Genomic DNA, 25,823 nt, shown 5'->3' on the forward strand with positions numbered 1-25,823 from the left:
TAGGTCGTACAGGCAAACGCGCCGGATCAGGCCGGCCAGAAAAAAGTCAGGCGCGCCAACGCCAACGGGCCAGGGCCTTGATGACTTTCATCCAGAGTTTGCCGGGTGCCACCACGATGGAATCTCTATCAGGGGGGGATTGATCGTCCGACATTAGCTCAGTGGCCGAATCTAAGCAACCAGGCAGCAGCGCGCGCAGGTCATCGATCACCAGCGCGGGCGACTCCTCGCTGATCGGGCGGCCATGGTTGTAGCCGTAGCTGAGCGCCACGCATTGCACCCCTGCCGCCCGGGACGCCAGCACATCACTGCGCGAGTCGCCCACGAACAGCGCCTGGGCCGGCGCCACGTTGGCCATCTGCATCACGAACAGCAATGCGGCGGGGTCGGGTTTCTTCTGCGGCAGGGTGTCGCCGCCGATGATCCAGCGAAAGTATCGCCCGATCTTCATCTGGTCCAGCAAGGGGGCGACGAAGCGCTCCGGCTTGTTGGTGATCAGGGCCATTTCCACGCCCTGCTTGTGCAGCCACTTGAGGGTGTCACGCACGCCGGGGTAGACCACCGTCAATTCATGGTTGTCGGCATAGGCCTGCATGAACAGCTCGAGCCCGCGCGCGGCCTCATCGTCGTCCACCCCGGCATGCTCGATGCTGCCGGCCAGGGCGCGGCGCACCAGCACCTGCACGCCATTACCGACCCATTCGCGCACGGCGGCGACACCGGCGGGCTGGCGCCCCATTTCGAGCAGCATGTGATCCACGGCGGCCGCCAGGTCCGGCACCGAATCGATCAGGGTGCCATCCAGGTCGAACATCACCAGCTTGGGCAGGCCCCCGGGGAACAGCTGCTCGAAGCCGCTCATGGGCGGGCCAGGGCCAGTTCGGCGTGCATCCTGGCGATCACCTCTTTGTAGTCCGGGGCATTGAAGATCGCCGAGCCGGCCACGAAGGTGTCGGCGCCAGCAGCGGCGATTTCACGGATATTGTTGACGTTGACCCCACCGTCGATCTCCAGGCGGATATCACGCCCGCTGGCATCGATCAGTGCGCGGGCTTCGCGCAGCTTGTCGAGGGTGGCCGGAATGAACTTCTGGCCGCCAAAGCCCGGGTTGACGCTCATGAGCAGGATCATGTCGACCTTGTCCATCACGTACTTGAGCGCATCCAGCGAGGCAGCCGGGTTGAACACAAGGCCCGCCTTGCAGCCGCCGTCACGGATCAGCTGCAGCGAGCGATCGACGTGCAGGGTGGCGTCGGGGTGGAAGGTGATGTAGGTGGCGCCGGCTTCGATGAAGTCGCCGATGATGCGGTCCACCGGGGTGACCATCAGGTGTGCGTCGATCGGCGCGGTCACGCCGTACTTGCGCAGGGCGCTGCACACCATCGGACCGATGGTCAGGTTGGGAACGTAGTGGTTGTCCATCACGTCGAAGTGGACGATGTCGGCGCCGGCTTCGAGCACCTTGTCGACTTCTTCGCCCAGGCGGGCAAAGTCGGCTGAGAGGATGGAGGGGGCAATAGCGTAGGGCTGCATGGCGCACCTGTTGGGCAGAATCACGGTGGCGCGCATTGTACCTCAGGCAAACCGTCAGGGGCTGACTGGCATCAAGCCTGGATCAGGATCGGTGGTGCCCACTTCGCCGGCAAGGCTGGCTCCTACAGGAGCCAGCCCTGCCGGCGAAGGGTCATCTGTTTCAGCCCGGCTGTTGGGTACGCAGCTTCTCGCCACGCCCGCGCAGCCATTCCAGGGTCAGCAACAGCACCACCGAGAACGCGATCAGCAAGGTCGCCGCTGCAGCAATGGTCGGGCTCAGGTTCTCGCGGATACCGCTGAACATCTGGCGTGGCAGCGTGGCCTGCTCCGGCCCGGCGAGGAACAGCGTCACCACCACCTCGTCGAACGATGTCGCGAAGGCGAACAGGGCCCCCGAGATCACACCCGGGGCGATCAGCGGCAGGGTCACCCGGCGGAACGTGGTGACCGGCGAGGCGCCCAGGCTGGCCGCAGCCCGTACCAGGTTGTGGTTGAAGCCTTGCAGGGTGGCCGACACCGTGATGATCACGAACGGTACACCCAGCACCGCATGCACCAGAATCAGCGAGGTGAAGCTGTTGCCCAGGCCCAGCGGGGCGAAGAACAGGTAGCTGGCCACACCGATGATCACCACCGGTACTACCATCGGCGAGATCACCAGCGCCATCACCAGCGATTTGCCGGGGAAGTCGCCACGGGTCAAGCCGATCGAGGCCAGGGTGCCGAACACCATCGCCAGCAGCGTCGCGGCCGGGGCCACGATGATGCTGTTCTTGAGGGCGCGCATCCACTCGGCCGAACCGAAGAAGTCTTGGTACCACTGCAGCGAGAAGCCTTGCAGCGGATACACCAGGAAGCTCCCCGAGTTGAACGACAACGGGATGATCACCAGTACCGGCAACACCAGGAACAGCAGCACCAGCCCGCAAAGGATGCGCAAACTGTAGTACCAGACCCGTTCGACGGGCGACATGTAAGGGCTCAGCATGACAACGCTCCTCAGCTCAGACGCAGGCGGCTTGCGCCAACCAGCCAGCTATAGATCAGGTACAACAGCACGGTGGCCAGCAACAGCAACCCGCCCAGTGCGGTGGCCATGCCCCAGTTGATGCTGGTGTTGGTGTAGAAGGCGACAAAGTAGCTGACCATCTGGTCGTTCGGGCTGCCCAGCAGTGCCGGGGTGATGTAGTAGCCGATCGCCAGGATGAACACCAGCAGGCAACCTGCGCCGACGCCGGCATAGGTCTGCGGCAGGTACACCCGCCAGAAGCTGGCGAAAGGATGGCAACCCAGGGAGATCGCCGCACGCATGTAGGTCGGGGAAATGCCCTTCATCACGCTGTAGATCGGCAAAATCATGAACGGCAGCAGAATGTGGACCATCGAGATGTACACGCCGGTACGGTTGAACACCAGTTCCATCGGCTTGTCGATCAGCCCCAGCGCCATCAGGCCGCTGTTGATCAGCCCCCCGGACTGGAGCAGCACGATCCACGCCGCCACCCGCACCAGGATCGAGGTCCAGAACGGCAGCAACACCAGGATCATCAGCAGGTTGCTCTGCCGGGTCGGCAGGTTGGCCAGCAGGTAGGCCAGCGGGTACGCCAACGCCAGGCAGATGACGGTGATCACCAGGCCCATCCACAGGGTGCGGGCAAAGATGTCGAGGTAGATGGCCTGGTCCGGGGTGGTCGGCGCCAGCTCGCCCAGGTCATCGATACGATGGTCCACCGAGGCCAGCAGGTAGAACGGCGTCACGCTGCTGGTGTTGCGGCGGATCGCCTGCCAGTAGGCCGGGTCGCCCCAACGCTCGTCCAGCTCCTGCAACGCATCCTTGTAGGATTGCGGCTCGGTCTTGAACGGCAGGGCCCTGGCAGTCTTGGCCAGCAGGCTGCGGTAGCCGGCCAGCTCCATGTTCAGACGCTTGGAAACATCGCCCAGGGTCTGGTTCTTGCGCGATTCGGCGAGGTCTTCGCTGAGGGCCTTGTACACGTCCTCGCCAGGCAGGCTCTTGCCGTCCCATTCAGCCACCGCGGCGACGGTGCGCGGCAAGCCGCCAACCACCTCGGGGTTGCCGACGCTCTTGTACAGCAGCGCGGCGATCGGCACGATGAAAACCAGCAGCAGAAACACTGCCAGCGGTGCGATCAATGCTTTTGCCTTCCAGCGGTTGACGCGTTCAGCACGCGCCAGGCGCTTCTTGAGGTTGGAACCTGCGCCTTCGTTCAGGGGCACTGCGATGGCCATAGCGAACTCCGAAAATCTTGGAAACAAGAGGCGTCAGCACGATGCCGACGCCCCATTGGCACGGCTTACTTGGCCGCCCAGGCGTTGAAGCGTTGTTCCAGCTGCTCGCTGTTGTCAGCCCAGAACACCACGTCGATCTGCACCTGATTGGCGATGTTCTCCGGCGTGGTCGGCATGTCCTTCTTGACCTCGTCCGTCAGCAACGCCACGGCCTTGCTGTTGGCCGGACCGTAGGCGATGTTCGAGGAGAACACCTTCTGCTGCTCGGGCTGGATCGAGAAGGCGATGAACTTCTTGGCGTCCTCGAGGTTTTTCGCACCCTTCGGAATGGCCCAGGCATCGAAGTCGTAGATACCGCCGTTCCATACCACCTTCAGGTTGCTTTCCTTCTGCACCGCAGCGATGCGACCGTTGTAGGCCGAGCTCATCACCACGTCGCCCGAGGCCAGGTACTGCGGCGGCTGTGCACCTGCTTCCCACCACTGGATGTTTGGCTTGAGGGCGTCGAGCTTCTTGAAGGCGCGGTCCTGGCCTTCCTTGGTGCCCAGCACCTTGTAGACGTCTTTAGGTGCCACACCGTCGGCCATCAGCGCGAATTCCAGGGTGTACTTGGCACCCTTGCGCAGGCCGCGCTTGCCCGGGAATTTCTGGGTATCCCAGAAATCCGCCCAGCTGGTGGGCGCAGTCTTGAGTTTGTCGGCGTTGTAGGCCATGACGGTCGACCACACGAAGAAGCCCACGCCACACGGCTGGATGGCGCCGGCCACATAGTCGGACTCATCGCCGAACAGGGCCGGGTCGAGCTGCTCGAACATGCCTTCGTCACAACCGCGAGCCAGTTCCGGCGACTCCACTTCCACCAGGTTCCAGCTCACGCTCTTGGTGTCGACCATGGCCTTGACCTTGGCCATTTCACCGTTGTAGTCGGCGGGGATGATCTTGCCGTTGCCGGCCTTTTCCCACGGCTCGTAGAACGCCTTGACCTGGGCGGCCTTGTTGGCCCCCCCGAATGCGACCACGGTCAGGTCGGCGGCGATGGCCTGGCTTGCTGCGAACAGGCCCAGGGTCAGAGCGGTCAGCTTCAAGTGTTTGTTCATTATTGTTCTCTCCGCGTTGCTGGGATGGGTGAGGCGATCCTCACTGGGCTTCCAGAATAGGATCGAGTGCGCGACCGTGCTCGACCTCCCAGCCCAGTGGCACCACATCGCCCACGGCCAGGGCCGGGTCGAGTTCGGCGATGGGTTGCTTCACGAAGAAGTCCGCCTTGCCGCACACTTCCAGACGCACCCGCACGTGGTCGCCCAGGTAGATGAATTCGGCCACCCGCCCAGAGAAGCGGTTGACGCAGCTTTCGCTGTGACCGTTCAGGCGCACGCGCTCCGGACGGATCGACAGGGTGACCGGCTCGCCCGGCTGGCCGACGTTGACGGCCAGTGCCTCGACCTTCTCGCCACGGGGCAGCGCCACCAGGCAGCGATCGCCGGTCTGGCTGAGCAGGCGCCCGTTGATACGGTTGTTCTCGCCGATGAAGTTGGCCACGAAGGTATTCTTCGGCTCTTCATACAGGGTGCGCGGGTCGGCGATCTGCTGGATTTCGCCCTGGTGGAACACGGCCACGCGGTCGGACATGGTCAGCGCTTCGCCCTGGTCGTGGGTCACGTAGACCACGGTCACGCCCAGACGCTGGTGCAGGTGCTTGATTTCCATCTGCATGTGTTCGCGCAGCTGCTTGTCGAGGGCGCCGAGTGGTTCGTCCATCAGTACCAGTTGCGGTTCGAACACCAGGGCGCGAGCCAGCGCAACACGCTGCTGCTGGCCGCCGGAAAGCTGGCCGGGGTAGCGCTGGGCGAAGGTTTCGAGCTGCACCATGTTCAGCACGCGCTTGACCCGCTCGCTGATGTCGGTCTTGCTCAGGTTGCGCACGCTCAGCGGGAAGGCCAGGTTCTCGGCCACGGTCATGTGCGGGAACAACGCATAGTTCTGGAACACCATGCCGATGTCGCGCTTGTGCGGCGGCACGTTGTTGATCGAACGCCCGTCCAGCAGGATCTCGCCGGCGGTAGGGGTTTCGAACCCTGCCAGCATCATCAGGCTGGTGGTCTTGCCCGAGCCCGAGGGGCCGAGCAGGGTCAGGAACTCGCCTTTGCGAATATCCAGATTCAGGTCTTTGACGATCAGCGACTCGCCGTCGTAGCTCTTCTGCACACCACGGAAGCTGACCAGCACTTCGCCGGTTGCAGCGTTCGAATTCACCTCACTCATACCTGCACCTTCTTGTTGGATGACTGCTGTGACCCAAGACTAGAGAAGGCAGAAGGTGGCGCAAATCGGGGGTGCTGAGAGAATGCCATCAGCCGGATGGAAACTTGCGGGTAGGGATTGCCCTACAAGGGTGGCGTTTTCAGACACGTTGATAGCCGTGCTGCCCCCTTCGCTGGCAAGCCAGCTCCCACAAGATTTGTCGGTACACGCCGAACCTGTGGCGGCTGGCTTGCCAGCGAAGGGATCAACCCTATGTCGTTTTTGGAACACTCACACCAGCTTGTGCTCCATCGCATACTTCACCAACTCCGCCAGCGAAGTCACATTCAGCTTCTGCATCAGGCGCGCCTTGTGGGTGCTGATGGTCTTGTTGCTCAGCGCCAGCTGCTGGGCAATGTCGTTGACGTTCGCCCCCTGGGCCAACCGTTCGAACACCGAGAACTCGCGCTCCGACAGCATCGAGTGCAGGGGGCGCGAATCCGTCAGCCCCACCTCGAACACCATGCGGTCGGCCAGGTCCGGATCGATGTAGCGCCCGCCCCCCGCCACCCGGCGAATCGCGGTCAGCAGCAGCGCCGGATCACTGTCCTTGGTCGCGTACCCCGCCGCGCCGATCTTCAGCGCCCGCGCCGCCATCTGCGCTTCGTCATGCATCGACAGCACCAGGATCGCCGGCGGCGCGCTCAACGCGCGAATTCGCGGTATCGCCTCCAGCCCGTTCACCCCCGGCATCGAGATATCCAGCAACACCACCTCGCATTCGGTGTGGCGCAAGGCTTCGAGCAACTGCTCGCCATTGCCGGCCTCGCCCACCACCTGCATGTCCTTGGCCAGGCCGATCAACTGCTTGATGCCCTCGCGCACGATGGTGTGGTCTTCGGCAACCAATACTCGAATCACTGTCAGCTCCTGTCGTTGTTCAGGGGGATGCGTACGCTCAACGTGGTGCCCTCGCCCGGTTCGCTGTCCAGGCGCATGCTGCCGCCCAGCATCAGCACGCGCTCGCGCATGCCCACCAGGCCGAACGAGGTCGGGCGCTGGTCACTCTGCACGAAACCCACGCCGTCGTCGCTGATGGTCAGGCACAGCATCGCACCGTCCAGGCCCAGGTTGATCTGCACAGTATGCGCGTGGGCGTGGCGCATGACGTTGGTCAGGGCCTCCTGCAGAATGCGGAACAGGCTGGTGGCCTTGGCGTCGCTGAGCGGCGGCAGGTTGTCCGGTACCTCGACCAGGCACGGGATCTGCGTACGGGCCTCGAAACGCCGGGCCTGCCACTCGATGGCCGAGGCAATGCCGGCATCCAGAATCGGCGGGCGCAAGGCCGTGGCGACGTCGCGCACCAGCTGGAACAGCTGCGCGATCAGGCGCTTCATGCTGCCCAGGCGCTCGTTCAGGCCCGGGTCCAGCCCGGCATAGGCCAGCTCGCACATCGAGGTTTCCAGCTTGAGCACGGTCAGCATCTGCCCGAGCTCATCATGCACCTCGCGGGCGATCCGCGCTTTCTCTTCCTCGCGCACGCTCTCCAGGTGCGCCGACAGTTCGCGAAGTTGCTCCTGAGAGCGCGCCAGTTCCAGCTCGGCGCGCTTGCTCTGGCTGATGTCCCATACCACCCCGTCCCACACCACGCGGCCGTCGCGCAGATTGCGGGTACTGGCCTTGATGTCGGCCCAGCGCTGCTCACCCTGGCGCGTGACGATGCGGCCCTGCCACGACCAGTCCTGGTCGGTGGCCAGCGCCTGGTCCTGCACGCGGTGATAGTCGGCGCGGTCTTCGCTGTGCACCAGGTTGCGCAAGCCCATGTCCGGGTGCTGCAGTTCGATGGGCGAGTAGCCGACCAGGGCCTCGCTGCCTTCGCTGATATAGGGGAACTCCAGGTCGCCGATCGCCGGGTTGCGCTCCAGCCGGAACACCAGCCCCGGCACGTTGCCGGCAATGCCCTTGAGCCGAGCCTCGCTCTCGCGCAGCGCCGCCAGGGCACGGCGGCGCTCGGTGACGTCATTGATGAACACCACCAGGTATTCGGCATCGCGAAAGCGCAAGAAGCTCAACGACACATCCACCGGTACCAGGCTGCCATCGGCGCGCAGGCACTGGGTCTCGAAGCGCTGCGCCGCCTCGTCGCTGGCCCGTGCACGCTTCCACAGGTCCAGCCAGCGGTCCATGTGCAGGTTGGGCTCGATATCGATCAGCGGGCGATCGTTCAGCGCCCCCGAGGTATAGCCGAGCATGTTTTCGACCGCGCGGTTGGCGTAGCGCACATGGCTGTCCCAATGCACCCACAGGATGCCCACGGTGCTCTGGTCGAGGGAGAACTGGCTCAGGCGCAGCGCCTCTTCGCGGGCCAGGCGCTTGGCGATGTTTTCCCGCGCAGCCAGCAGATTGAGTTCCAACTGCTGTTGCTGGCGCCGCTGCCAGATCACGATGAAGACGCAGCTGAAGAACAGCGCCGCGAACAGCAACGCCAGGTTCTGCCAGAACCCCGGTGACTCGCTCAGGCGCGGGTAGCGGGGTTGCAGCCAGCGGTTGTGCAATTGCTCCAGGTCCTTGGCCGGGATGGCCTGCAGGCCGACCTCGATGATGTCGGCCAGTATCGGCCAGTCACGCCGCGAGCCCACCCGCAGCAACTGCGGCAAACCGATGTCGCCCACCACCACCAGATCGCTGAATTCGTTCTCGCGCGACAACCGGCTCAACTGCGCTTCATCCAGCACCGCGTAGCGCACCTGCTCGCTGAGCAACAGCTGCAAGGCCTGGCGCTCGGCCGGCACGCCTTGAAGATTCAGGTTGGAATAGGTCGCGCGCAGATAGTCGGCCAGTGAACTGGGCATGCGCACTGCCACCCGCTCGTTTTCGGCGAGCCGCTCCAGGTCCACTGCCATCGAGCCGTTGCGCGGGCCCACGATCAACTGCGGTACGCGCATGTAGGGGTCGCTGAACAACCAGCGACGCAGGCTGGCCGGGGTCTGGGTCAGCCCTGGCGCCAGGTCGATCTCGCCGCCGGCCAGGGCATGCTCGAGCGCGGCCTGGTCGGGGAAGTTGCGCCACGTCAGGTCCAGGTCCAATGCCCTGCCCAGCCAGTTCATCAGCTCGACGTTGACACCCGACAGCTGCTGCAGGCGCCGGTCGAACTGCGCGAACGGAGCCTGCAACACCAGGCCCACCCGCAAGCTGCGGTGCTGGTCGAGCCATTGCTGTTGCGCCGGGGCCAGGCGTACCGCAGCCGGTACGGATGCCTGCTCCGCGTTCGCCATAAAGGGCCAGCACAAGCAGCCGATAAACAACAGGCAGCGCAAACGCATCATCTTGAATCTCGTCAATGAAGGGACCGCCATCGAACATGGCCGTCGTCGACAAATACCATTAGGCTGCCGGTATCACTCTGGCCTGGATCGATCAATGTTCGTACTCAAACGCACGGCGCTTTCGGCGCTATGCCTGTCCTTGATACTACCTTGTACCGCACAAGTTCTGGCGCAGGAAACGCCGGCCGCCGACGCCGATGCCGCGCCGGCCACGCGCCAGGCGCTGTCCGAGCGCAGCCAAGAAGACGCCCAGGCCCTGGAGCGGCAATTGCCCAAGGACGAGCAGCAAACCCTGCAGGCCGGCAGCGACAGCTTCCTGGCCCTGTGGAAACCTGCCAACACCCCGGCACCCGAAGGCGTGGTGATCATCGTCCCGGGTGCCGGCGAGAGCGCCGACTGGCCACGCACCGTCGGCCCCCTGCGGCGCAAGTTCCCCGATGCAAAGTGGGCCAGTCTGAGCCTGAGCCTGCCGGATCTGCTGGCCGAGAGCCCGGTGGCCCGCAAGGAAACCCCGGCACCGCCCCCGCAACCGGACAAGGACGTGAAGGGCGCACCGGCCAAGGCCACGCCGGCCGATGCCAATGCCAACATCGCCCAGGCCACCGCAGCAGAAACCGAAAACAGCGAAAGCGCCGAAGCGCCCGCCAGTACCGATCCGGCGGCCAGTGAAAAGGCCGACGCCGAGCGTATCTTCGCCCGCCTGGATGCCGCCGTCGCCTACGCACAGCAGCAGAACGCACGCAGCGTGGTGCTGCTGGGCAGCGGCAGCGGTGCCTATTGGTCAGCCCGTTACATCAGCGAACGGCAACCGCCGCAGGTGCAAAAGCTGGTGATGGTCGCTGCGCAGAACCCGGCCCGCGTCGAACACAGCCTCGACAGCCTGGCCGCCACGCTCAAGCTGCCGACCGCCGACTTCTACTATGCCAACCAGGCCGGCGCCAGGCAGGCGGCCGTGAACCGCCTGCAGGCCAGCAAGCGACTCAAGGACAGCAGCTACCACCAGGTCGCCCTGACGGCCATGCCCGGCAACCAGGCTGCCGAGCAGGAGCAACTGTTCCGCCGCATTCGCGGCTGGCTGAGCCCGCAAGCGGTCGACTAGAAGCCGCGCCGCTTGCGTACCACCGCGTAGGCCTGATGCAGGTCGCGGGTACGCTCGGTGGCGTCGCGCACCTGTGCCGGGCTCGCGCCGCTACCCACCAGTTTGTCCGGATGATGCCGGCTGAGCAGGCGCCGGTAGGCCTGCTTGACCTGTACAGGCTCGGTCTCGGGTAACACCCCCAGCAAGCGCAGGGCCTCGGGATAGCTGATGCCCTGATTGCCCAGGGCCGCCCGGTGCGGCTCGTAGTCGCTGGCCAGTGCCTGCACCCGGGTCGTCGACCAGCCCAACTGCTGCCCCCACTGCATCAACAGTTCGCGCTCGTGACGCCCTACCCGGCCATCGGCCCAGACCATGCGCCAGCAGGCACGCAGCAAGCCTTCGGCAGCATGGGGTTGCTGCTTGAGGCGACGCAGGTGCGGATGCAGGCGCTCGCTGCCGCTCTTGCCCCGGTTGAATGCGGCAATCGCGCGCAGACGTGCCGGTTCGCTCATCTCCAGGCGCTGCATTTCCTGACGCGCCTGCTGGATATGTCCGTCGACCACCCGCCCTTCACTCTTGGCCAGGCGCCCAAGCAGCACGAACAGCACTTCGTCGTCGCGCAGCACCGCGCGCCCGCCCAGACGCTCGCGCAGGTGCGCCCAACTGTGCAGTTGCAGACGGCGGTCCATCGCCTGACCGAGCAATGCCCCCAGCAACGCCCCTGGAATGCTGGCGATGGCAAAACCCGCTCCGGCACCAATCACTGTGCTCGGCCACAACATGTCAGCGGCGCTCGGCGAGCAGGCGCTCGACTTCGGCAAGGCGTTCGAGGGTACCCACATCCACCCACTGGCCAGTGAAATGCTCCCCACTGACCAGGCCCTTGGCCATCGCCTGGCGAAACAGCGGTGCCAGCTTGAAGGCGCCGGCCTGGCAACCGTCGAACAGTTCCGGGTGCAGCACGGCGATCCCGCTGTAGGTCAAGGTCGGCGAAACCGCGTCGGCATCCTTGACCTGCCCGGCCTGCAGGCGGAAATCACCTTTGCCGTGATGGCCCGGGTTGTCCACCAGCACCAGGTGCGCCAGCCCGGACAGCGACGCAGGCAGGCGGCTGAAGTCGTACTCGGTCCAGATGTCGCCGTTGATCAGCGCAAAAGGCGCGTCGCCAAGCAGCGGCAGCGCCTTGTAGATCCCGCCACCGGTTTCCAGTGGTTCGCCTTCGGCGGAATAGCGGATGCTCAGGCTAAGTTGCGCGCCATCGCCCAGGTGCTCTTCGATCTGCTGCCCCAGCCAGGCATGATTGATCACCACCTCGGTGAAGCCCGCCCTCGCCAGGGCGCGCAGGTGATACTCGATCAACGGCACGCCGGCCACCGGCACCAGTGGCTTGGGTGTATGCAGGGTCAGCGGGCGCATGCGCTCGCCCTTGCCTGCGGCCAGAATCATCGCCTTCATGCGCGCGCCCCGCCTGCGGCCTGCAGGCTGTCGATCAGTTCATCCAGCTCGGCCAGCTCAGGGCGGCGGGCGATCACTTCATCTATATAAGCAAAGAACCGCGGCACATCGGCCAGGTAGCGCGGCTTGCCGTCACGGTGGCAGATGCGCGCGAAGATGCCGATCACCTTGAGGTGGCGCTGCACGCCCATCAGGTCGCTGGCACGCTGGAAGTCCTCGAAATCGGCCTGCACCGGTACGCCCAGAGCCTGCGCCCGCTGCCAGTAGTCCTTGAGCCAGCCCTCTACCCGTGCCTGCGGCCAACTGAGGAAGGCGTCCTTGAACAGACAGGTGATGTCGTAGGTCACCGGGCCGTACACCGCATCCTGGAAATCCAGCACGCCCGGATTGGGCACACTCTGCATCAGGTTGCGCGGCATGTAGTCACGGTGCACCAGCACCTTGGGCTGGGCCAGGGCGCTGTCGATCAGCAGGGTGCTGATGCGTTGCCAGGCCGCCTGCTGCTCATTATTCATCTGCAGGCCCAGTTCACGGCCCACGTACCACTCTGGGAACAGCTCCAGCTCACGGCGCAGCAGGGCCACGTCATAACTGGGCAACGGCGCCTGCATCGGCAGTTGCTGGAAGGCCAGCAGCGCCTGGATGGCATCGTCGAACAGGCCATCGGCGTTGTCGCTGGTGATCACATCGAGGTAGGTGTGGTTGCCCAGATCACTCAGCAGCAGGAAGCCGCGCTCGAGATCCTCAGCGTGAATTTGCGGCACATTGACCTCGGCGCTGGCCAATAAACGAGCAATTTCCACAAAAGGCCGGCAGTTTTCCTGCGGCGGCGGGGCATCCATCACAATAAAACTGCGTCCTTCGGCGGCCCAGCGGAAGTAGCGGCGAAAGCTCGCGTCGCTGCTGGCAGCGGTCAGGCAGCCCGCTGGAACCGGACCCCAGCCCTGTTTATGGAAAAGATTTGCCAGCTGTTCGGCCAGCCATACATTCAGGTGTTGCAGGCGTACATCATGTTCGGGCATTACATGGGTCTCCGACGGCCCTAGCCGTCAAGCGGGTCATGCTTTATTATCCAGCATCTTTTTCAGACCATCGAGAGGCGTGCGGCCCCACACGCGGGCAGATGGCACGCAGGAAGCCCGGACTAATAAGATGGCATTGAAATCCCCCGCGTTTCGTAAAAAATTCCCGTTGCTCGTCACCGGCGGTCTGCTGGCGATGCAACCCCTGGCCACGTCGTACGTGGTGGCTGCCGAGCAGTTCGACTGCCAAGTTTCCGCTGCCGGAGGTTGGGACTGCAAGCCCAAGACCAGCACCGCGAACCTGCCACCACGCCCTGTGCATGACGGTGCGGCGGTCAGCTCGGCCGGCGAAACGCCTGCCCAGAGCGCCGACGGCAGTGCCGAAGCGGCGGGCAAAGGCCCAGCACTCGTCACCGAAACCAAGGGGCGCGGCCTGAAGGCACGCAGCGCCGACTACAGCCATCTGGACTGGGTACCACGCGATCAGCTGACCCCTGCCCAGCTCGCCGAAGCCGGCCCGTATTGCTCCGGTGCCTACATCGAGCCAACCCGTCCGGGCATGGATGACACCACGCCCAAGGACGAGGCGCCGACCTTCATCGGTGCCAAGGTATCGCGCTACCAGCAGGAGCAGCAGATCGCCACCCTCGCCGGTGACGTGGTGATGCGCCAGGGCAGCATGCAGGTCGAGGCCGACGAGGCCAATCTGTATCAGGCCGAGAACCGTGGCGAACTGAGCGGCAACGTCAAGATCCGCGACAATGGTTCGCTGGTGGTTGGCGATCACGCCGACATCCAGCTCGACACCGGTGAAGCCAAGGTCGACAACGCCGAGTACGTGATGCACAAATCGCGTATCCGCGGTAACGCGCTGTACGCCAAGCGTGCCGAAAACGCGATCATTCGCCTCAAGGACGGTACCTACACCACCTGCGAGCCGAACAGCAACGCCTGGCAGCTCAAGGGCAACAACATCACGCTGAACCCGGCCACCGGTTTCGGTACCGCGACCAACGTCACCTTGCGGGTCAAGGATGTACCGGTGTTCTACACCCCGTACATCTACTTCCCGATCGATGACCGTCGCCAGTCCGGCTTCCTGCCGCCATCGTTCAGTACCAGCAGCGACACCGGCTTCATGCTGGTCACGCCGTACTACTTCAACCTGGCACCGAACTACGACGCCACCTTGTATCCACGCTACATGGCCAAGCGCGGCCTGTTGATGGAAGGCGAGTTCCGCTACCTGACCAAGTCCAGCGAAGGGCAGTTCGGTGGTGCGTGGCTGAATGACGAGGAGGACGAGCGCAAGCGCCAGTCCGACTACAAGGAAAAACGCTGGCTGATCAACTGGCAGCACAAGGGTGGCCTGGACGAGCGCCTGATGACCGAAGTCGATTACACCGACATCAGCGATCCGTACTATTTCCAGGATCTGGAATCGGATCAGATCGGCGTACAGAGCCAGGACTACATCAACCAGCAAGGTGCGTTGACCTATCGAGGCGACGATTACACTGCGCGGTTGAATGTGCAGGACTACAAGCTGGCGACCATCAGCAAGATCACTCCTTACGGGCGCCTGCCGCAGGTTACGTTCAACGGCAAGCTGCCGTACAACCCTGGTGGCCTGGACTTCGCCTACAAGACAGAGTTCGTACGCTTCGAGCGTGATCTACGTAACGGCAATTTCATTGATAAAAATGGTAACCCAGAACTTCGTTATGACGAACGAGTCAGGGGCTTGGCTCGCTCCAACGGCAATCGAATCAACGCCGTACCTGAGGTCAGCCTTCCGATGGAATGGAGTTATGGCTTTATCAAGCCGTCCGTTAAGTATGCCTACACCCGGTACGACCTTGATCTAGACCAGCAAGGCAAAGACTTTCTGGCTAGTAACCAGAACTTGAACTCGAACACTCGAGAGTCGTTCAACAGCTCACAAAGTCGTAACGTACCGATCTTCAGTGTCGACAGCGGCCTGTATTTCGACCGTGATACCCAGTGGTTCGGCAACAACTACCGTCAGTCTCTGGAACCACGTCTGTTCTACCTGAACGTGCCATACAGGGATCAGAACGACATCCCGGTATTTGATACCAGCGAAAGCACGTTCAGCTACTCATCCCTGTTCCGTGACAATCGCTTCAGTGGTTCAGACCGCATCGGCGACGAGAACAAGCTGTCGCTGGGCGTAACAAACCGCTGGATTGAAGAAAACGGCTTTGAACGTATGCGCTTCAGCATCGGTCAAGCTATGTACTTCAAGGACCGCAAGGTTCAGTTGCCCGGCATCTACTATAAAAACCGTGAAGACGCGCAAGCCAATGTTTCGCCCTACGCGCTGGAGCACGAATATCGCTTTAACCGAGACTGGAGCTTGAGATCCGACTTCAACTGGGACCCGGACAGCCACAGCACACGCTCCGGCAGCACCATGTTCCACTACCAGCCGGAAGACAATGTCAACAAGATCGTCAACCTGGGTTATCGCTATCGTAACGACACAGTGCGTTACAACCAGAGTACCGGCCAATGGCAGGTGGGTGGTGGCGACTACGGCACCCCAGGCCAACCGGGCTACGTCAAGGACTACTACAAGATCCAGCAGCATGACTTCTCCGTCATGTGGCCGATCGTTCCGCAGTGGACCGCAATCGCCCGCTGGCAGCACGACTACAACCGCAACCGCACCCTGGAAGCCATGGGCGGTTTCGAGTACGACAACTGCTGCTGGAAGCTGCGTCTGATCAACCGCTACTGGGTCGATTACGACGAGTCCAGCCAGGACGCACCCTCCAACGAAAAAGGCGACCATGGGATCTTCCTGCAGATCGTGCTGAAAGGCCTCGGTGGTGTAGTGGGTAAAAAGGTCGAAACTTTCCTCGACGAAGGCATTCAAGGTTACCGTGCACGTGAAGACCAAGCTTATTGACTGTCTGCGCCCGCTGATGCTGGGCGCTGTATTACTGAGCAGCACCGCGCACGCCGCGGTGCAGACCCTGGACAAGGTGGTGGCCATCGTCGACAACGACGTGGTCATGCAAAGCCAGCTGGACCAGCGCGTGCGCGAGGTCGAACAGACCATCGCCAAGCGCGGCGGCGCCACACCTCCGCCCGGCGTGCTCGACCAGCAGGTGCTGGAGCGCCTGATCGTGGAAAACCTGCAACTGCAGATTGGCGATCGTTCCGGCATCCGCATCACCGACGAAGAACTCAACCAGGCCATGGACACCATTGCCCAGCGCAACGGCATGAACATGAGCCAGTTCCGTGCGGCCCTGGCCCATGACGGCCTGTCGTTCGATGACGCCCGCGAGCAGGTCCGTCGCGAGATGATCATCAGCCGCGTGCGCCAGCGCCGGGTAGCAGAACGCATCCAGGTTTCGGAACAGGAAGTGAAGAACTTCCTCGCCTCGGACCTGGGCAAGATGCAGTTGTCCGAAGAGTTCCGCCTGGCCAACATCCTGATCCCGACCCCGGAAAGCGCCAACTCGGCGGCTATCCAGGCGGCTGGCCAGCAAGCGGCCGCGATCTACCAGCAGCTCAAGCAAGGCGCCGACTTCGCCCAGCTGGCGACTGCCCGTTCGGCCAGCGAGAACGCACTGGAAGGTGGCGAGATGGGCTGGCGCAAAGCCGCCCAGCTGCCACCTCCTTTCGATCGCCTGCTCAGCACCATGGCTGTGGGTGACGTGACCGAGCCTGTACGCACACCGGGTGGCTTCATCATCCTGAAGCTGCAGGAAAAGCGCGGCGGCCAGACACAGCTGCGCGACGAAGTGCATGTTCGCCACATCCTGATCAAGCCAAGCGAAGTGCGCAGCGAAGCCGCCACCCAGCAACTGGCGGAAAAGCTCTATGAACGCATCAGCGCCGGCGAAGATTTCGCCGAGCTGGCGAAGAGCTTCTCCGAAGATCCGGGTTCAGCGCTCAATGGCGGCGACCTCAACTGGGTCGATCCGAACGCACTGGTACCCGAGTTCCGCGAAGTCATGGCCAGCACCCCTCAGGGTCAGCTGTCCAAGCCGTTTCAGACCCAATACGGCTGGCACGTACTGGAAGTCCTGGGCCGTCGCTCCACCGACAGCACCGAACAGGCACGCGAGCAGCAAGCCATGAACGTGCTGCGCAACCGCAAGTACGACGAAGAGCTGCAAAGCTGGCTGCGTCAGATCCGCGACGAAGCCTATGTTGAAATCAAGCTTCCTGGCGCCGACCAGGCAGCCCAGTGAAACACCAGCGCTTCGCCCTGACACCCGGCGAGCCGGCCGGCATAGGACCTGACCTGTGCCTGCTGCTCGCCGAGCACGCCCAGCCCCACCCCCTGATCGCCATTACCAGTCGTGACCTGCTCGTCGAGCGGGCCGCGCAACTGGGCGTGGCCGTCACGCTGCTGCCTGTCAGCCCCGACGCCTTCCCGGATGCGCCTGCCCCTGCGGGCAGCCTGTACGTGTGGGACACGCCGCTGGCAAGCCGGGTAGTCGCCGGGCAGCTGGACAAACGCAACGCCGCCTTCGTACTGCAAACCCTGACCCGTGCGGGCCAGGGCTGCCTTGACGGGCACTTTGCCGGGATGATCACCGCGCCCGTGCACAAGGGCGTGATCAACGAAAGCGGCATTGCGTTTTCCGGGCATACCGAATTCCTCGCCGAGCTGACCCACACTGCGCAAGTGGTGATGATGCTTGCCACCCGCGGGCTGCGCGTGGCCCTGGTGACCACGCACCTGCCGCTGCGCGCAGTGGCCGACGCCATCACCGCCGAACGCCTGGAGCGGGTCACGCGGATCCTGCATGCCGACCTGCAGAGCAAGTTCGGCATCGCCCAGCCACGCATCCTGGTGTGCGGGCTCAACCCGCATGCGGGTGAAGGCGGCCACCTGGGCAGCGAAGAAATAGACATCATCGAACCGACATTGGCGCGCCTGCGCAGCGAAGGCATGGACCTGCGCGGCCCGTTGCCTGCCGACACCCTGTTTACCCCCAAATATCTGGAGCACTGCGACGCAGTGCTGGCGATGTACCACGACCAGGGCCTGCCGGTGCTCAAGTACAAGGGCTTCGGCGCCGCCTTGAACGTTACCCTGGGCCTGCCGATCATTCGCACATCGGTGGACCACGGCACTGCCCTGGACCTTGCCGGCACCGGCAGGATCGACACCGGCAGCCTGCAGGTAGCACTGGAAACCGCCTACCAGATGGCCGAGACCCATTTATGACCGAGCAATACCAACACAAGGCGCGCAAGCGCTTCGGCCAGAACTTTCTGCACGACGCCGGCGTCATCGACCGCATCCTGCGCTCGATCAGCGCCAAGGCAGGTGAGCGCCTGCTGGAAATCGGTCCGGGCCAGGGCGCCCTGACCCAGGGCCTGCTCAACAGCGGCGGCCAGCTGGATGTGGTGGAACTGGACAAGGACCTGGTACCGATCCTCAACCAGCAGTTCGCCGGCCGTGACAACTTCCGCCTGCACCAGGGCGATGCGCTCAAGTTCGACTTCACCAGCCTGGGCGCCGCGCCGCGCAGCCTGCGGGTGGTCGGCAACCTGCCGTACAACATCTCCACCCCACTGATCTTTCACCTGCTGGCCAACGCTGGGCTGATCCGCGACATGCACTTCATGCTGCAGAAGGAAGTGGTCGAGCGCCTGGCCGCCGGCCCGGGCGGTGGCGACTGGGGCCGCCTGTCGATCATGGTGCAGTACCACTGCCGCGTGGAACACCTGTTCAACGTCGGCCCGGGGGCGTTCAACCCACCGCCCAAGGTCGATTCGGCCATCGTGCGCCTGGTACCCCACACCACCCTGCCGCACCCGGCAAAGGATCATCGCCTGCTCGAGCGCATCGTGCGCGAAGCGTTCAACCAGCGCCGCAAGACACTGCGCAACACCTTGAAGGCCCTGCTCAGCAGCGACGAGATCGCCGCCGCCGGTGTCGATGGCAGCCTGCGCCCCGAGCAACTGGACCTGGCCGCCTTCGTGCGCCTGGCCGACAAGCTGGCCGAATAGCCGCAGTAACACCTGATAACGGCCGGTCATGCCCGCATGACTGGCCGGCAACCCCGCCGATAGCCTAGACTGATGCCATTGCCGTATTCGCGTCTGTTGCCAAGGCCCTCTTGAATGTCCGATCCCCGCTATCAGGTCGACGTCGACGTCGTCACCCGCTTCCTCAAAGAACATTCCGATCCCGAAAACGACCGCTTTGCCTTTGCCTACACCATTACCGTGCACAACAACGGTTCGGTGGCGGCCAAGCTGATGTCGCGTCACTGGCTCATCACCAATGGCGATGGCCAGGTGGAAGAGGTCAAGGGCGCCGGGGTGATCGGTCAGCAGCCGCTGATCGAGCCTGGCCAGAGCCACACCTACAGCAGTGGTGCCGTGCTCAGCACCCAGGTGGGCACCATGGAAGGCAGCTATCAGATGTTCGCCGAGGATGGCATCCGTTTCGAGGCCCCGATCAAGGCGTTCCGCCTGGCCGTACCCGGGTCGCTGCACTGATGGCGGTGTATGCCGTCGGCGATCTCCAGGGCTGCCTGCAACCGCTCAAATGCCTGCTCGAGCGGGTGAACTTCAACCCGTCGGTCGACCGCCTGTGGCTGGTCGGCGACCTGGTCAACCGCGGCCCCGAGTCGCTGGAAACCCTGCGCTATCTGTACGCCATGCGCGACTCGCTGGTGTGCGTGCTGGGCAACCACGACCTGCACCTGCTGGCCGCCTGGCATAACATCGAGCGCCTGAAGAAAAGCGACACCCTGCGCGAGATTCTCGACGCCCCGGATGCCGACGAACTGCTCGACTGGCTGCGCCGGCAAAAGCTGCTGCATTACGACGAGCAGCGCGGCGTGGCGATGGTGCATGCCGGCATTCCACCGCAGTGGACCCTGGGCAAGGCGCTGGAGCTGGCTGGCGAGGTCGAAGAAGTGCTACGCGATGACAATCGGCTCAAGCTCTATCTGGACGGCATGTACGGCAACGAGCCGAACAAGTGGAGCAAGAACCTGGGCGGGGTCGAACGCCTGCGGGTCATCACCAATTATTTCACCCGCATGCGCTTCTGCACCGCCGAGGGCAAACTGGACCTCAAGGGCAAGGAAGGCGCCGACACCGCCCCACCCGGCTACAAACCGTGGTTCGCCCACAAGGGCCGTCGCTCGCGTCACGTGAAGATCATCTTTGGACACTGGGCAGCCCTCGAGGGCCGCTGCACCGAGCCAGGCGTGTACGCACTGGATACCGGCTGCGTGTGGGGCGGTGCGATGACTCTGTTCAATGTCGATACCGGCCAGTACCACCGCTGCGAGTGCACCGAAGAAGGCACCGTTCGCCCGCTGGCCAGCCCCGTGCAACCGGCTAGAATAGCCGATCAATCCTGAAGGACCCGCCCATGAGCGAATTCAAACGTATCCCTCCAGAGCAGGCTCAGGCGCTGCGTGCGCAAGGCGCCGTGGTGGTCGATATCCGCGACCAGCCCACCTTTGCCAACTGCCACATCACCGGCGCCCGCCACCTGGACAACCAGTCGGTCGCCGATTTCATCCGCGGCGCCGACCTCGACGCCCCCACCGTGGTGGTCTGCTACCACGGCAACTCCAGCCAGAGCGCGGCCGCGTATCTGGTCAGCCAGGGTTTTTCCGACGTCTACAGCCTCGACGGCGGCTTCGAGCTGTGGCGCGCCACCTTCCCGGCAGAAACCGCCCAGGGCTCTGCCGAATAATTTTTTTGTTGGCCTGCAGCCCGCGCCCTGCGCGGGCTCGCGCCAGACCAGACGAACGGTCGTGGCGAACTAATCGCCCAACCGCCCTTGACCTCGCCGATTACCAACTATCCTTAAGCCCAGGCCATCCAAAAAGGGGAGAGCCGGTACACCGGCGTGCGGGTCATCGGTAAGGTTCCAAGGGTGTTCTGGGGGGTATACAGCAGGCGGCAGTGCCGTCTGCATGCCAGCATCAACTGATCGATCCGACGTCGGCTCCACGTATCGAGCGAGGTGACGTCATGAGTATTTTTAGCCACTTCCAACAACGTTTCGAGTCCACCCGTCAGGAAGAGCTCTCGCTGCAGGAGTATCTTGAGCTCTGCAAGCAGGACCGTAGTGCCTATGCGTCGGCGGCCGAACGCCTGTTGATGGCTATTGGTGAGCCGGAACTGGTCGACACGTCGAACAATTCGCGGCTGTCGCGGATCTTCTCCAACAAGGTGATCCGGCGCTACCCCGCCTTCGAAGACTTCCATGGCATGGAAGAATGCATCGACCAGATCGTTTCCTACTTCCGCCATGCCGCACAGGGCCTGGAGGAAAAGAAACAGATCCTCTACCTGCTCGGCCCGGTGGGTGGCGGCAAGTCGTCCCTGGCTGAAAAACTCAAGCAACTGATGGAAAAGGTGCCCTTCTACGCCATCAAGGGCTCGCCGGTGTTCGAGTCCCCGCTGGGGCTGTTCAACGCCACCGAGGACGGCGCCATCCTCGAAGAGGACTTCGGCATCCCGCGCCGCTACCTGAACACCATCATGTCGCCCTGGGCGACCAAGCGCCTGGCCGAGTTCGGCGGCGACATCAGCCAGTTCAAGGTGGTCAAGCTCTACCCCTCGATCCTCAACCAGATCGCCGTGGCCAAGACCGAGCCGGGCGACGAGAACAACCAGGACATCTCGGCGCTGGTGGGCAAGGTCGATATCCGCAAGCTCGAGGAATTCCCGCAGAACGACGCCGACGCCTACAGCTATTCGGGCGCACTGTGCCGGGCCAACCAGGGCCTGATGGAATTCGTCGAGATGTTCAAGGCACCGATCAAGGTCCTGCACCCGCTGCTCACCGCCACCCAGGAGGGCAACTACAACAGCACCGAGGGCCTCGGCGCCATCCCCTACTCCGGGATTCTGCTGGCCCACTCCAACGAATCGGAATGGCACAGCTTTCGCAACAACAAGAACAACGAGGCGTTCATCGACAGGATCTACATCGTCAAGGTGCCGTACTGCCTGCGCGTGAGCGACGAGATCAAGATCTACGACAAGCTGCTGTTCAACAGCTCCCTGGCCAAGGCCCACTGCGCACCCGACACCCTGAAGATGCTGGCCCAGTTCACGGTGCTGTCGCGCCTCAAGGAGCCGGAGAACTCGAATATCTACTCCAAGATGCGCGTGTATGACGGCGAGAACCTCAAGGACACCGATCCGAAGGCCAAGTCGATCCAGGAGTACCGCGACTCGGCCGGTGTCGACGAAGGCATGAACGGTCTGTCGACCCGCTTCGCCTTCAAGATCCTGTCCAAGGTGTTCAACTTCGACCCCCATGAAATCGCGGCCAACCCGGTGCACCTGCTGTACGTGCTGGAGCAGCAGATCGAACAGGAACAGTTCCCGGCCGAGGTGCGCGAGCGCTACCTGCGCTACCTCAAGGAATACCTGGCACCGCGCTACATCGAGTTCATCGGCAAGGAAATCCAGACCGCCTACCTGGAGTCCTACAGCGAATACGGGCAGAACATCTTCGACCGTTATGTGCTGTACGCCGACTTCTGGATTCAGGACCAGGAGTACCGCGACCCCGAAACTGGCGAGATCCTCAACCGCATCGCCCTCAACGAGGAGCTGGAGAAGATCGAGAAACCGGCTGGCATCAGCAATCCGAAGGATTTCCGCAACGAGATCGTCAACTTCGTGCTGCGCGCGCGGGCCAACAACAACGGCAAGAACCCAACCTGGCTGAGTTACGAAAAACTGCGGGTGGTGATCGAGAAGAAAATGTTCTCCAACACCGAAGACCTGCTGCCGGTCATCAGCTTCAACGCCAAGGCGAGCAAGGAGGACCAGCAGAAGCACAACGACTTCGTTACGCGAATGGTCGAACGCGGCTACACGGACAAACAGGTCCGGCTGCTCTCGGAATGGTACCTGCGGGTCAGGAAATCGCAATAAGCGGCAAGCGTCAGGCTGTCAACTGCAAGCCCGGAGTATGCGCCGGGCCTGCAGCGACAGCGCTGCCCATCTTGAAGCTAGAAGCTTGAAGCTTGCAGCTACTGCCTACTCCCGGAGGGGCCTATGAGCTATGTGATCGACCGACGCCTGAACGGCAAGAACAAGAGCACGGTCAACCGCCAGCGCTTTCTGCGGCGTTACCGTGACCACATCAAGAAGGCCGTCGAAGAGGCCGTGAGCCGTCGCTCCATCACCGACATGGAGCATGGCGAACAGATCAGCATTCCTGGCCGGGATATCGACGAACCGGTACTGCACCATGGACGCGGCGGCAAGCAGACCGTCGTACACCCGGGCAACAAGGAGTTCACCGCCGGCGAGCATATCGCGCGCCCGCAGGGCGGCGGTGGAGGCGGCGGCAAGGGCAAGGCCGGCAATTCCGGCGAAGGCATGGACGAGTTCGTCTTCCAGATCACCCAGGAAGAATTCCTCGAGTTCATGTTCGAAGACCTCGAGCTGCCCAACCTGGTCAAGCGTCACCTGACCGGCACCGACACCTTCAAGACCGTGCGCGCGGGCATCAGCAATGAAGGCAACCCCTCGCGCATCAATATCATCCGCACCCTGCGCTCAGCCCATGCGCGGCGCATTGCGCTGTCGGGCAGCAGCCGCGCCAAACTGCGCGCCGCCCAGGAAGAGCTGGCACGCCTGAAGCGCGAAGAGCCGGACAACTTCGGCGATATCCAGGAAATCGAAGGGGAAATAGAACGTCTGAGTGCACGTATCCACCGCGTACCCTTTCTCGACACCTTCGACCTCAAGTACAACCTGCTGGTCAAGCAGCCCAACCCCAGTTCCAAGGCCGTGATGTTCTGTCTGATGGACGTGTCCGGCTCCATGACCCAGGCCACCAAGGACATCGCCAAGCGCTTCTTCATCCTGCTGTACCTGTTCCTGAAGCGAAACTACGACAAGATCGAGGTGGTGTTCATCCGCCATCACACCAGCGCGCGCGAAGTGGACGAGGAAGAGTTCTTCTATTCCCGCGAGACGGGCGGCACCATCGTCTCCAGCGCCCTGAAACTGATGCAGGAAATCATGGCCGAGCGCTATCAGGCCAGCGAATGGAACATCTACGCGGCCCAGGCTTCGGACGGTGACAACTGGAACGACGACTCGCCCATCTGCCGCGAGATCCTCACCAAGCAGATCATGCCGTTCGTGCAGTACTACACTTACGTCGAGATCACCCCTCGCGAGCACCAGGCCTTGTGGTTCGAATACGAACGCATCGGCGAAGCCTTCGCCGATACCTTCGCCCAGCAGCAGCTGGTGTCGGCCGGCGATATCTACCCGGTCTTCCGTGAACTCTTCCAGCGCAGGTTAGCCACATGACCGCCAGAGAGCAGAAGCGCCAACCCCTTTCCACCGGGTCCGAGTGGACGTTCGAGCTGATCCAGGCATACGACCGCGAAATCAGTCGCCTGGCCGAGCGCTACGCCCTGGACACCTACCCCAACCAGATCGAGGTGATTACCGCCGAGCAGATGATGGACGCCTATGCGTCGGTCGGCATGCCGCTGGGCTATCACCACTGGTCATACGGCAAGCATTTCCTGAGCACAGAAAAATCGTACAGTCGCGGCCAGATGGGCCTGGCCTACGAAATCGTGATCAATTCCGACCCCTGCATCGCCTACCTGATGGAGGAGAACACCATCTGCATGCAGGCGCTGGTGGTAGCGCACGCGTGCTACGGGCACAACAGCTTCTTCAAGGGCAACTACCTGTTCCGCACCTGGACCGACGCCAGCTCGATCATCGACTACCTGGTGTTCGCCAAGCAGTACATCACCCAGTGCGAGGAGCGCCACGGCATCGACGCGGTGGAAGACCTGCTGGACTCCTGCCATGCCCTGATGAACTACGGCGTCGACCGCTACAAGCGGCCCTACCCGATCTCCGCCGAAGAAGAGCGTCGCCGCCAGAAAGACCGCGAAGAACACCTGCAAAAGCAGATCAACGACCTGTGGCGCACCATTCCCAAGGGCACCGACAAGTACAACGAGAAAGACAATGCGCGCTTCCCGGCCGAACCGCAGGAAAACATCCTGTACTTCATCGAGAAGCACGCCCCGCTGCTCGAACCCTGGCAACGCGAGATCGTGCGCATCGTGCGCAAGATCGCACAGTACTTCTACCCGCAACGCCAGACCCAGGTGATGAACGAAGGCTGGGCGACCTTCTGGCACTACACCCTGATGAACGACCTGTACGACGAGGGCCTCGTGACCGAGGGCTTCATGATGGAGTTTCTGCAGTCGCACACCAGCGTTGTGTTCCAGCCAGGCTTCGACAGCCCCTATTACAGCGGCATCAACCCCTATGCCCTGGGTTTTGCCATGTACCGCGACATCCGGCGCATGTGCGAGCACCCCACAGAGGAAGACCGCCGGTGGTTCCCCGAGATTGCCGGCAGCGACTGGCTGTCGACCATCAAGTTCGCCATGAGCAGCTTCAAGGACGAGAGCTTCATCCTGCAGTACCTGTCGCCCACGGTGATTCGCGACCTCAAGCTGTTCAGCATCCTGGACGACGACCAGAAGGACGACCTGCTGGTACCGGCCATCCACGACGAAGCAGGCTACCGCACCATCCGCGAGATCCTGGCCGCGCAATACAACCTGGGCAACCGCGAACCCAACGTGCAGATCTGGAGCATAGACCGGCGTGGCGACCGCTCGCTGACGCTGCGTCACCAGCAACATGACCGCAAACCGCTGGGCGACTCCACCGACGAGGTGCTCAAGCACCTGCACCGCCTGTGGGGCTTCGACATCCATCTGGAGACCCTGCAAGGCGACCAGGTGATGAAGACCCACCACGTCCCCCCAAAGGGCGAACACGGCGAAGGTGACTACGGACGGCTGGACCTGGCTGTCGTCCACCTGTAGCCGCCCGCGCCAACCTCCGTTGTGGCCAGACAGGGTATCCTGTGGC

General features: G+C 63.0%; 22 protein-coding genes. 11 read left to right on the forward strand and 11 right to left on the reverse strand.

Annotated features, from left to right (window positions below):
* Positions 1-46: 46 nt before the first annotated feature.
* The 8 genes from KH389_RS24530 to KH389_RS24565 form a co-directional block, all read right to left on the reverse strand.
* Complete coding sequence (locus tag KH389_RS24530) at positions 47-862, reverse strand: phosphoglycolate phosphatase (RefSeq protein WP_043863769.1); 816 nt, start codon at positions 860-862, stop codon at positions 47-49.
* Positions 859-1,533 (reverse strand): ribulose-phosphate 3-epimerase, encoded by a 675-nt coding sequence (gene rpe / locus KH389_RS24535; protein ID WP_043863783.1) that lies wholly within the window; start codon positions 1,531-1,533, stop codon positions 859-861. Before rpe ends, KH389_RS24530 begins: the two co-directional genes overlap by 4 nt.
* Positions 1,534-1,693: 160 nt before the next feature.
* Positions 1,694-2,521 (reverse strand): ABC transporter permease, encoded by an 828-nt coding sequence (locus KH389_RS24540; protein ID WP_043863768.1) that lies wholly within the window; start codon positions 2,519-2,521, stop codon positions 1,694-1,696.
* Positions 2,522-2,532: 11 nt separating this feature from the next.
* Positions 2,533-3,780: an ABC transporter permease gene (locus tag KH389_RS24545; RefSeq protein WP_043863767.1), complete on the reverse strand. Its 1,248-nt coding sequence runs from the start codon at positions 3,778-3,780 to the stop codon at positions 2,533-2,535.
* 65 nt (positions 3,781-3,845) lie between these two features.
* Entirely contained in the window at positions 3,846-4,877 is a 1,032-nt protein-coding gene (locus tag KH389_RS24550; RefSeq protein ID WP_054915954.1) for an ABC transporter substrate-binding protein, read from the reverse strand.
* Between the two features lie 40 nt (positions 4,878-4,917).
* The gene (locus KH389_RS24555) at positions 4,918-6,042 is read right to left on the reverse strand and encodes an ABC transporter ATP-binding protein (protein WP_043863765.1); all 1,125 of its coding nucleotides are present in this window, start codon (positions 6,040-6,042) and stop codon (positions 4,918-4,920) included.
* 270 nt (positions 6,043-6,312) lie between these two features.
* Entirely contained in the window at positions 6,313-6,942 is a 630-nt protein-coding gene (locus tag KH389_RS24560) for a response regulator (protein WP_043863764.1), read from the reverse strand.
* Between the two features lie 2 nt (positions 6,943-6,944).
* Complete coding sequence (locus KH389_RS24565) at positions 6,945-9,347, reverse strand: PAS domain-containing sensor histidine kinase (protein ID WP_100634758.1); 2,403 nt, start codon at positions 9,345-9,347, stop codon at positions 6,945-6,947.
* A 94-nt stretch (positions 9,348-9,441) separates the two neighbouring features.
* On the opposite strand from KH389_RS24565, the gene KH389_RS24570 reads away from it, so the two are divergent.
* Positions 9,442-10,446: an alpha/beta hydrolase family protein gene (locus tag KH389_RS24570; protein WP_100634759.1), complete on the forward strand. Its 1,005-nt coding sequence runs from the start codon at positions 9,442-9,444 to the stop codon at positions 10,444-10,446.
* On the opposite strand, the gene KH389_RS24575 is transcribed toward KH389_RS24570, so the two are convergent.
* Genes KH389_RS24575 through KH389_RS24585 form a run of 3 tightly spaced genes read right to left on the reverse strand, consistent with a single transcriptional unit; the run spans position 10,443 to position 12,902 of the window.
* A complete protein-coding gene (locus tag KH389_RS24575; RefSeq protein ID WP_043863761.1) occupies positions 10,443-11,207 on the reverse strand; it encodes a TerB family tellurite resistance protein in 765 nt (254 codons plus the stop codon). The two genes, KH389_RS24570 and KH389_RS24575, sit on opposite strands and share 4 nt — an antisense overlap.
* 1 nt (position 11,208) lies before the next feature.
* A complete protein-coding gene (gene murU, locus KH389_RS24580; protein WP_054915957.1) occupies positions 11,209-11,880 on the reverse strand; it encodes an N-acetylmuramate alpha-1-phosphate uridylyltransferase MurU in 672 nt (223 codons plus the stop codon).
* A complete protein-coding gene (locus KH389_RS24585) occupies positions 11,877-12,902 on the reverse strand; it encodes an aminoglycoside phosphotransferase family protein (protein ID WP_213606411.1) in 1,026 nt (341 codons plus the stop codon). Before KH389_RS24585 ends, murU begins: the two co-directional genes overlap by 4 nt.
* A gap of 130 nt (positions 12,903-13,032) precedes the next feature.
* Between KH389_RS24585 and KH389_RS24590 the strand changes: the two genes are divergently transcribed.
* From KH389_RS24590 to KH389_RS24635, 10 genes are all read left to right on the forward strand, one after another.
* Entirely contained in the window at positions 13,033-15,837 is a 2,805-nt protein-coding gene (locus tag KH389_RS24590; RefSeq protein ID WP_213606412.1) for an LPS-assembly protein LptD, read from the forward strand.
* On the forward strand, positions 15,818-17,134 hold the full coding sequence (locus KH389_RS24595; protein ID WP_043863757.1) for a peptidylprolyl isomerase: 1,317 nt from the start codon (positions 15,818-15,820) through the stop codon (positions 17,132-17,134). The genes KH389_RS24590 and KH389_RS24595 overlap by 20 nt, the downstream gene beginning before the upstream one ends.
* Entirely contained in the window at positions 17,131-18,120 is a 990-nt protein-coding gene (pdxA, locus tag KH389_RS24600) for a 4-hydroxythreonine-4-phosphate dehydrogenase PdxA (protein WP_054915959.1), read from the forward strand. Before KH389_RS24595 ends, pdxA begins: the two co-directional genes overlap by 4 nt.
* On the forward strand, positions 18,117-18,908 hold the full coding sequence (gene rsmA / locus KH389_RS24605; protein ID WP_213606413.1) for a 16S rRNA (adenine(1518)-N(6)/adenine(1519)-N(6))-dimethyltransferase RsmA: 792 nt from the start codon (positions 18,117-18,119) through the stop codon (positions 18,906-18,908). Before pdxA ends, rsmA begins: the two co-directional genes overlap by 4 nt.
* A 114-nt stretch (positions 18,909-19,022) precedes the next feature.
* Positions 19,023-19,403 carry a Co2+/Mg2+ efflux protein ApaG gene (gene apaG / locus KH389_RS24610; RefSeq protein ID WP_043863754.1) on the forward strand — a complete coding sequence of 127 codons (381 nt, stop codon included), beginning with the start codon at positions 19,023-19,025 and terminating at the stop codon, positions 19,401-19,403.
* Positions 19,403-20,278 (forward strand): symmetrical bis(5'-nucleosyl)-tetraphosphatase, encoded by an 876-nt coding sequence (locus KH389_RS24615; protein WP_054915960.1) that lies wholly within the window; start codon positions 19,403-19,405, stop codon positions 20,276-20,278. Before apaG ends, KH389_RS24615 begins: the two co-directional genes overlap by 1 nt.
* Positions 20,279-20,289: 11 nt before the next feature.
* Entirely contained in the window at positions 20,290-20,619 is a 330-nt protein-coding gene (gene glpE, locus KH389_RS24620) for a thiosulfate sulfurtransferase GlpE (RefSeq protein WP_078480890.1), read from the forward strand.
* A gap of 281 nt (positions 20,620-20,900) precedes the next feature.
* Positions 20,901-22,823, forward strand: a complete 1,923-nt coding sequence (locus KH389_RS24625; RefSeq protein WP_043863751.1) for a PrkA family serine protein kinase — start codon at positions 20,901-20,903, stop codon at positions 22,821-22,823.
* A gap of 123 nt (positions 22,824-22,946) precedes the next feature.
* Positions 22,947-24,218 (forward strand): YeaH/YhbH family protein, encoded by a 1,272-nt coding sequence (locus tag KH389_RS24630; protein ID WP_043863750.1) that lies wholly within the window; start codon positions 22,947-22,949, stop codon positions 24,216-24,218.
* On the forward strand, positions 24,215-25,777 hold the full coding sequence (locus KH389_RS24635) for a SpoVR family protein (protein ID WP_043863749.1): 1,563 nt from the start codon (positions 24,215-24,217) through the stop codon (positions 25,775-25,777). The genes KH389_RS24630 and KH389_RS24635 overlap by 4 nt, the downstream gene beginning before the upstream one ends.
* The last annotated feature ends 46 nt before the right edge of the window (positions 25,778-25,823 follow it).

The sequence above is a fragment of the Pseudomonas qingdaonensis genome (assembly GCF_018398475.1).
In the GTDB taxonomy this organism is placed as follows: Bacteria; Pseudomonadota; Gammaproteobacteria; order Pseudomonadales; family Pseudomonadaceae; genus Aquipseudomonas; species Aquipseudomonas palmensis.

What these genes read in the sequence shown, in the direction of transcription:
- KH389_RS24540 (WP_043863768.1), bottom strand. Translation starts at nt 2,521, where the DNA reads ATGCTGAGCCCTTACATGTCGCCCGTCGAACGGGTCTGGTACTACAGT.
- KH389_RS24615 (WP_054915960.1), top strand. Translation starts at nt 19,403, where the DNA reads ATGGCGGTGTATGCCGTCGGCGATCTCCAGGGCTGCCTGCAACCGCTC.
- KH389_RS24625 (WP_043863751.1), top strand. Translation starts at nt 20,901, where the DNA reads ATGAGTATTTTTAGCCACTTCCAACAACGTTTCGAGTCCACCCGTCAG.
- rpe (WP_043863783.1), bottom strand. Translation starts at nt 1,533, where the DNA reads ATGCAGCCCTACGCTATTGCCCCCTCCATCCTCTCAGCCGACTTTGCC.
- KH389_RS24630 (WP_043863750.1), top strand. Translation starts at nt 22,947, where the DNA reads ATGAGCTATGTGATCGACCGACGCCTGAACGGCAAGAACAAGAGCACG.
- glpE (WP_078480890.1), top strand. Translation starts at nt 20,290, where the DNA reads ATGAGCGAATTCAAACGTATCCCTCCAGAGCAGGCTCAGGCGCTGCGT.
- murU (WP_054915957.1), bottom strand. Translation starts at nt 11,880, where the DNA reads ATGAAGGCGATGATTCTGGCCGCAGGCAAGGGCGAGCGCATGCGCCCG.
- apaG (WP_043863754.1), top strand. Translation starts at nt 19,023, where the DNA reads ATGTCCGATCCCCGCTATCAGGTCGACGTCGACGTCGTCACCCGCTTC.
- KH389_RS24575 (WP_043863761.1), bottom strand. Translation starts at nt 11,207, where the DNA reads ATGTTGTGGCCGAGCACAGTGATTGGTGCCGGAGCGGGTTTTGCCATC.
- KH389_RS24635 (WP_043863749.1), top strand. Translation starts at nt 24,215, where the DNA reads ATGACCGCCAGAGAGCAGAAGCGCCAACCCCTTTCCACCGGGTCCGAG.
- KH389_RS24545 (WP_043863767.1), bottom strand. Translation starts at nt 3,780, where the DNA reads ATGGCCATCGCAGTGCCCCTGAACGAAGGCGCAGGTTCCAACCTCAAG.
- KH389_RS24530 (WP_043863769.1), bottom strand. Translation starts at nt 862, where the DNA reads ATGAGCGGCTTCGAGCAGCTGTTCCCCGGGGGCCTGCCCAAGCTGGTG.
- rsmA (WP_213606413.1), top strand. Translation starts at nt 18,117, where the DNA reads ATGACCGAGCAATACCAACACAAGGCGCGCAAGCGCTTCGGCCAGAAC.
- KH389_RS24555 (WP_043863765.1), bottom strand. Translation starts at nt 6,042, where the DNA reads ATGAGTGAGGTGAATTCGAACGCTGCAACCGGCGAAGTGCTGGTCAGC.
- KH389_RS24585 (WP_213606411.1), bottom strand. Translation starts at nt 12,902, where the DNA reads ATGCCCGAACATGATGTACGCCTGCAACACCTGAATGTATGGCTGGCC.
- KH389_RS24570 (WP_100634759.1), top strand. Translation starts at nt 9,442, where the DNA reads ATGTTCGTACTCAAACGCACGGCGCTTTCGGCGCTATGCCTGTCCTTG.
- KH389_RS24550 (WP_054915954.1), bottom strand. Translation starts at nt 4,877, where the DNA reads ATGAACAAACACTTGAAGCTGACCGCTCTGACCCTGGGCCTGTTCGCA.
- KH389_RS24590 (WP_213606412.1), top strand. Translation starts at nt 13,033, where the DNA reads ATGGCATTGAAATCCCCCGCGTTTCGTAAAAAATTCCCGTTGCTCGTC.
- KH389_RS24565 (WP_100634758.1), bottom strand. Translation starts at nt 9,347, where the DNA reads ATGATGCGTTTGCGCTGCCTGTTGTTTATCGGCTGCTTGTGCTGGCCC.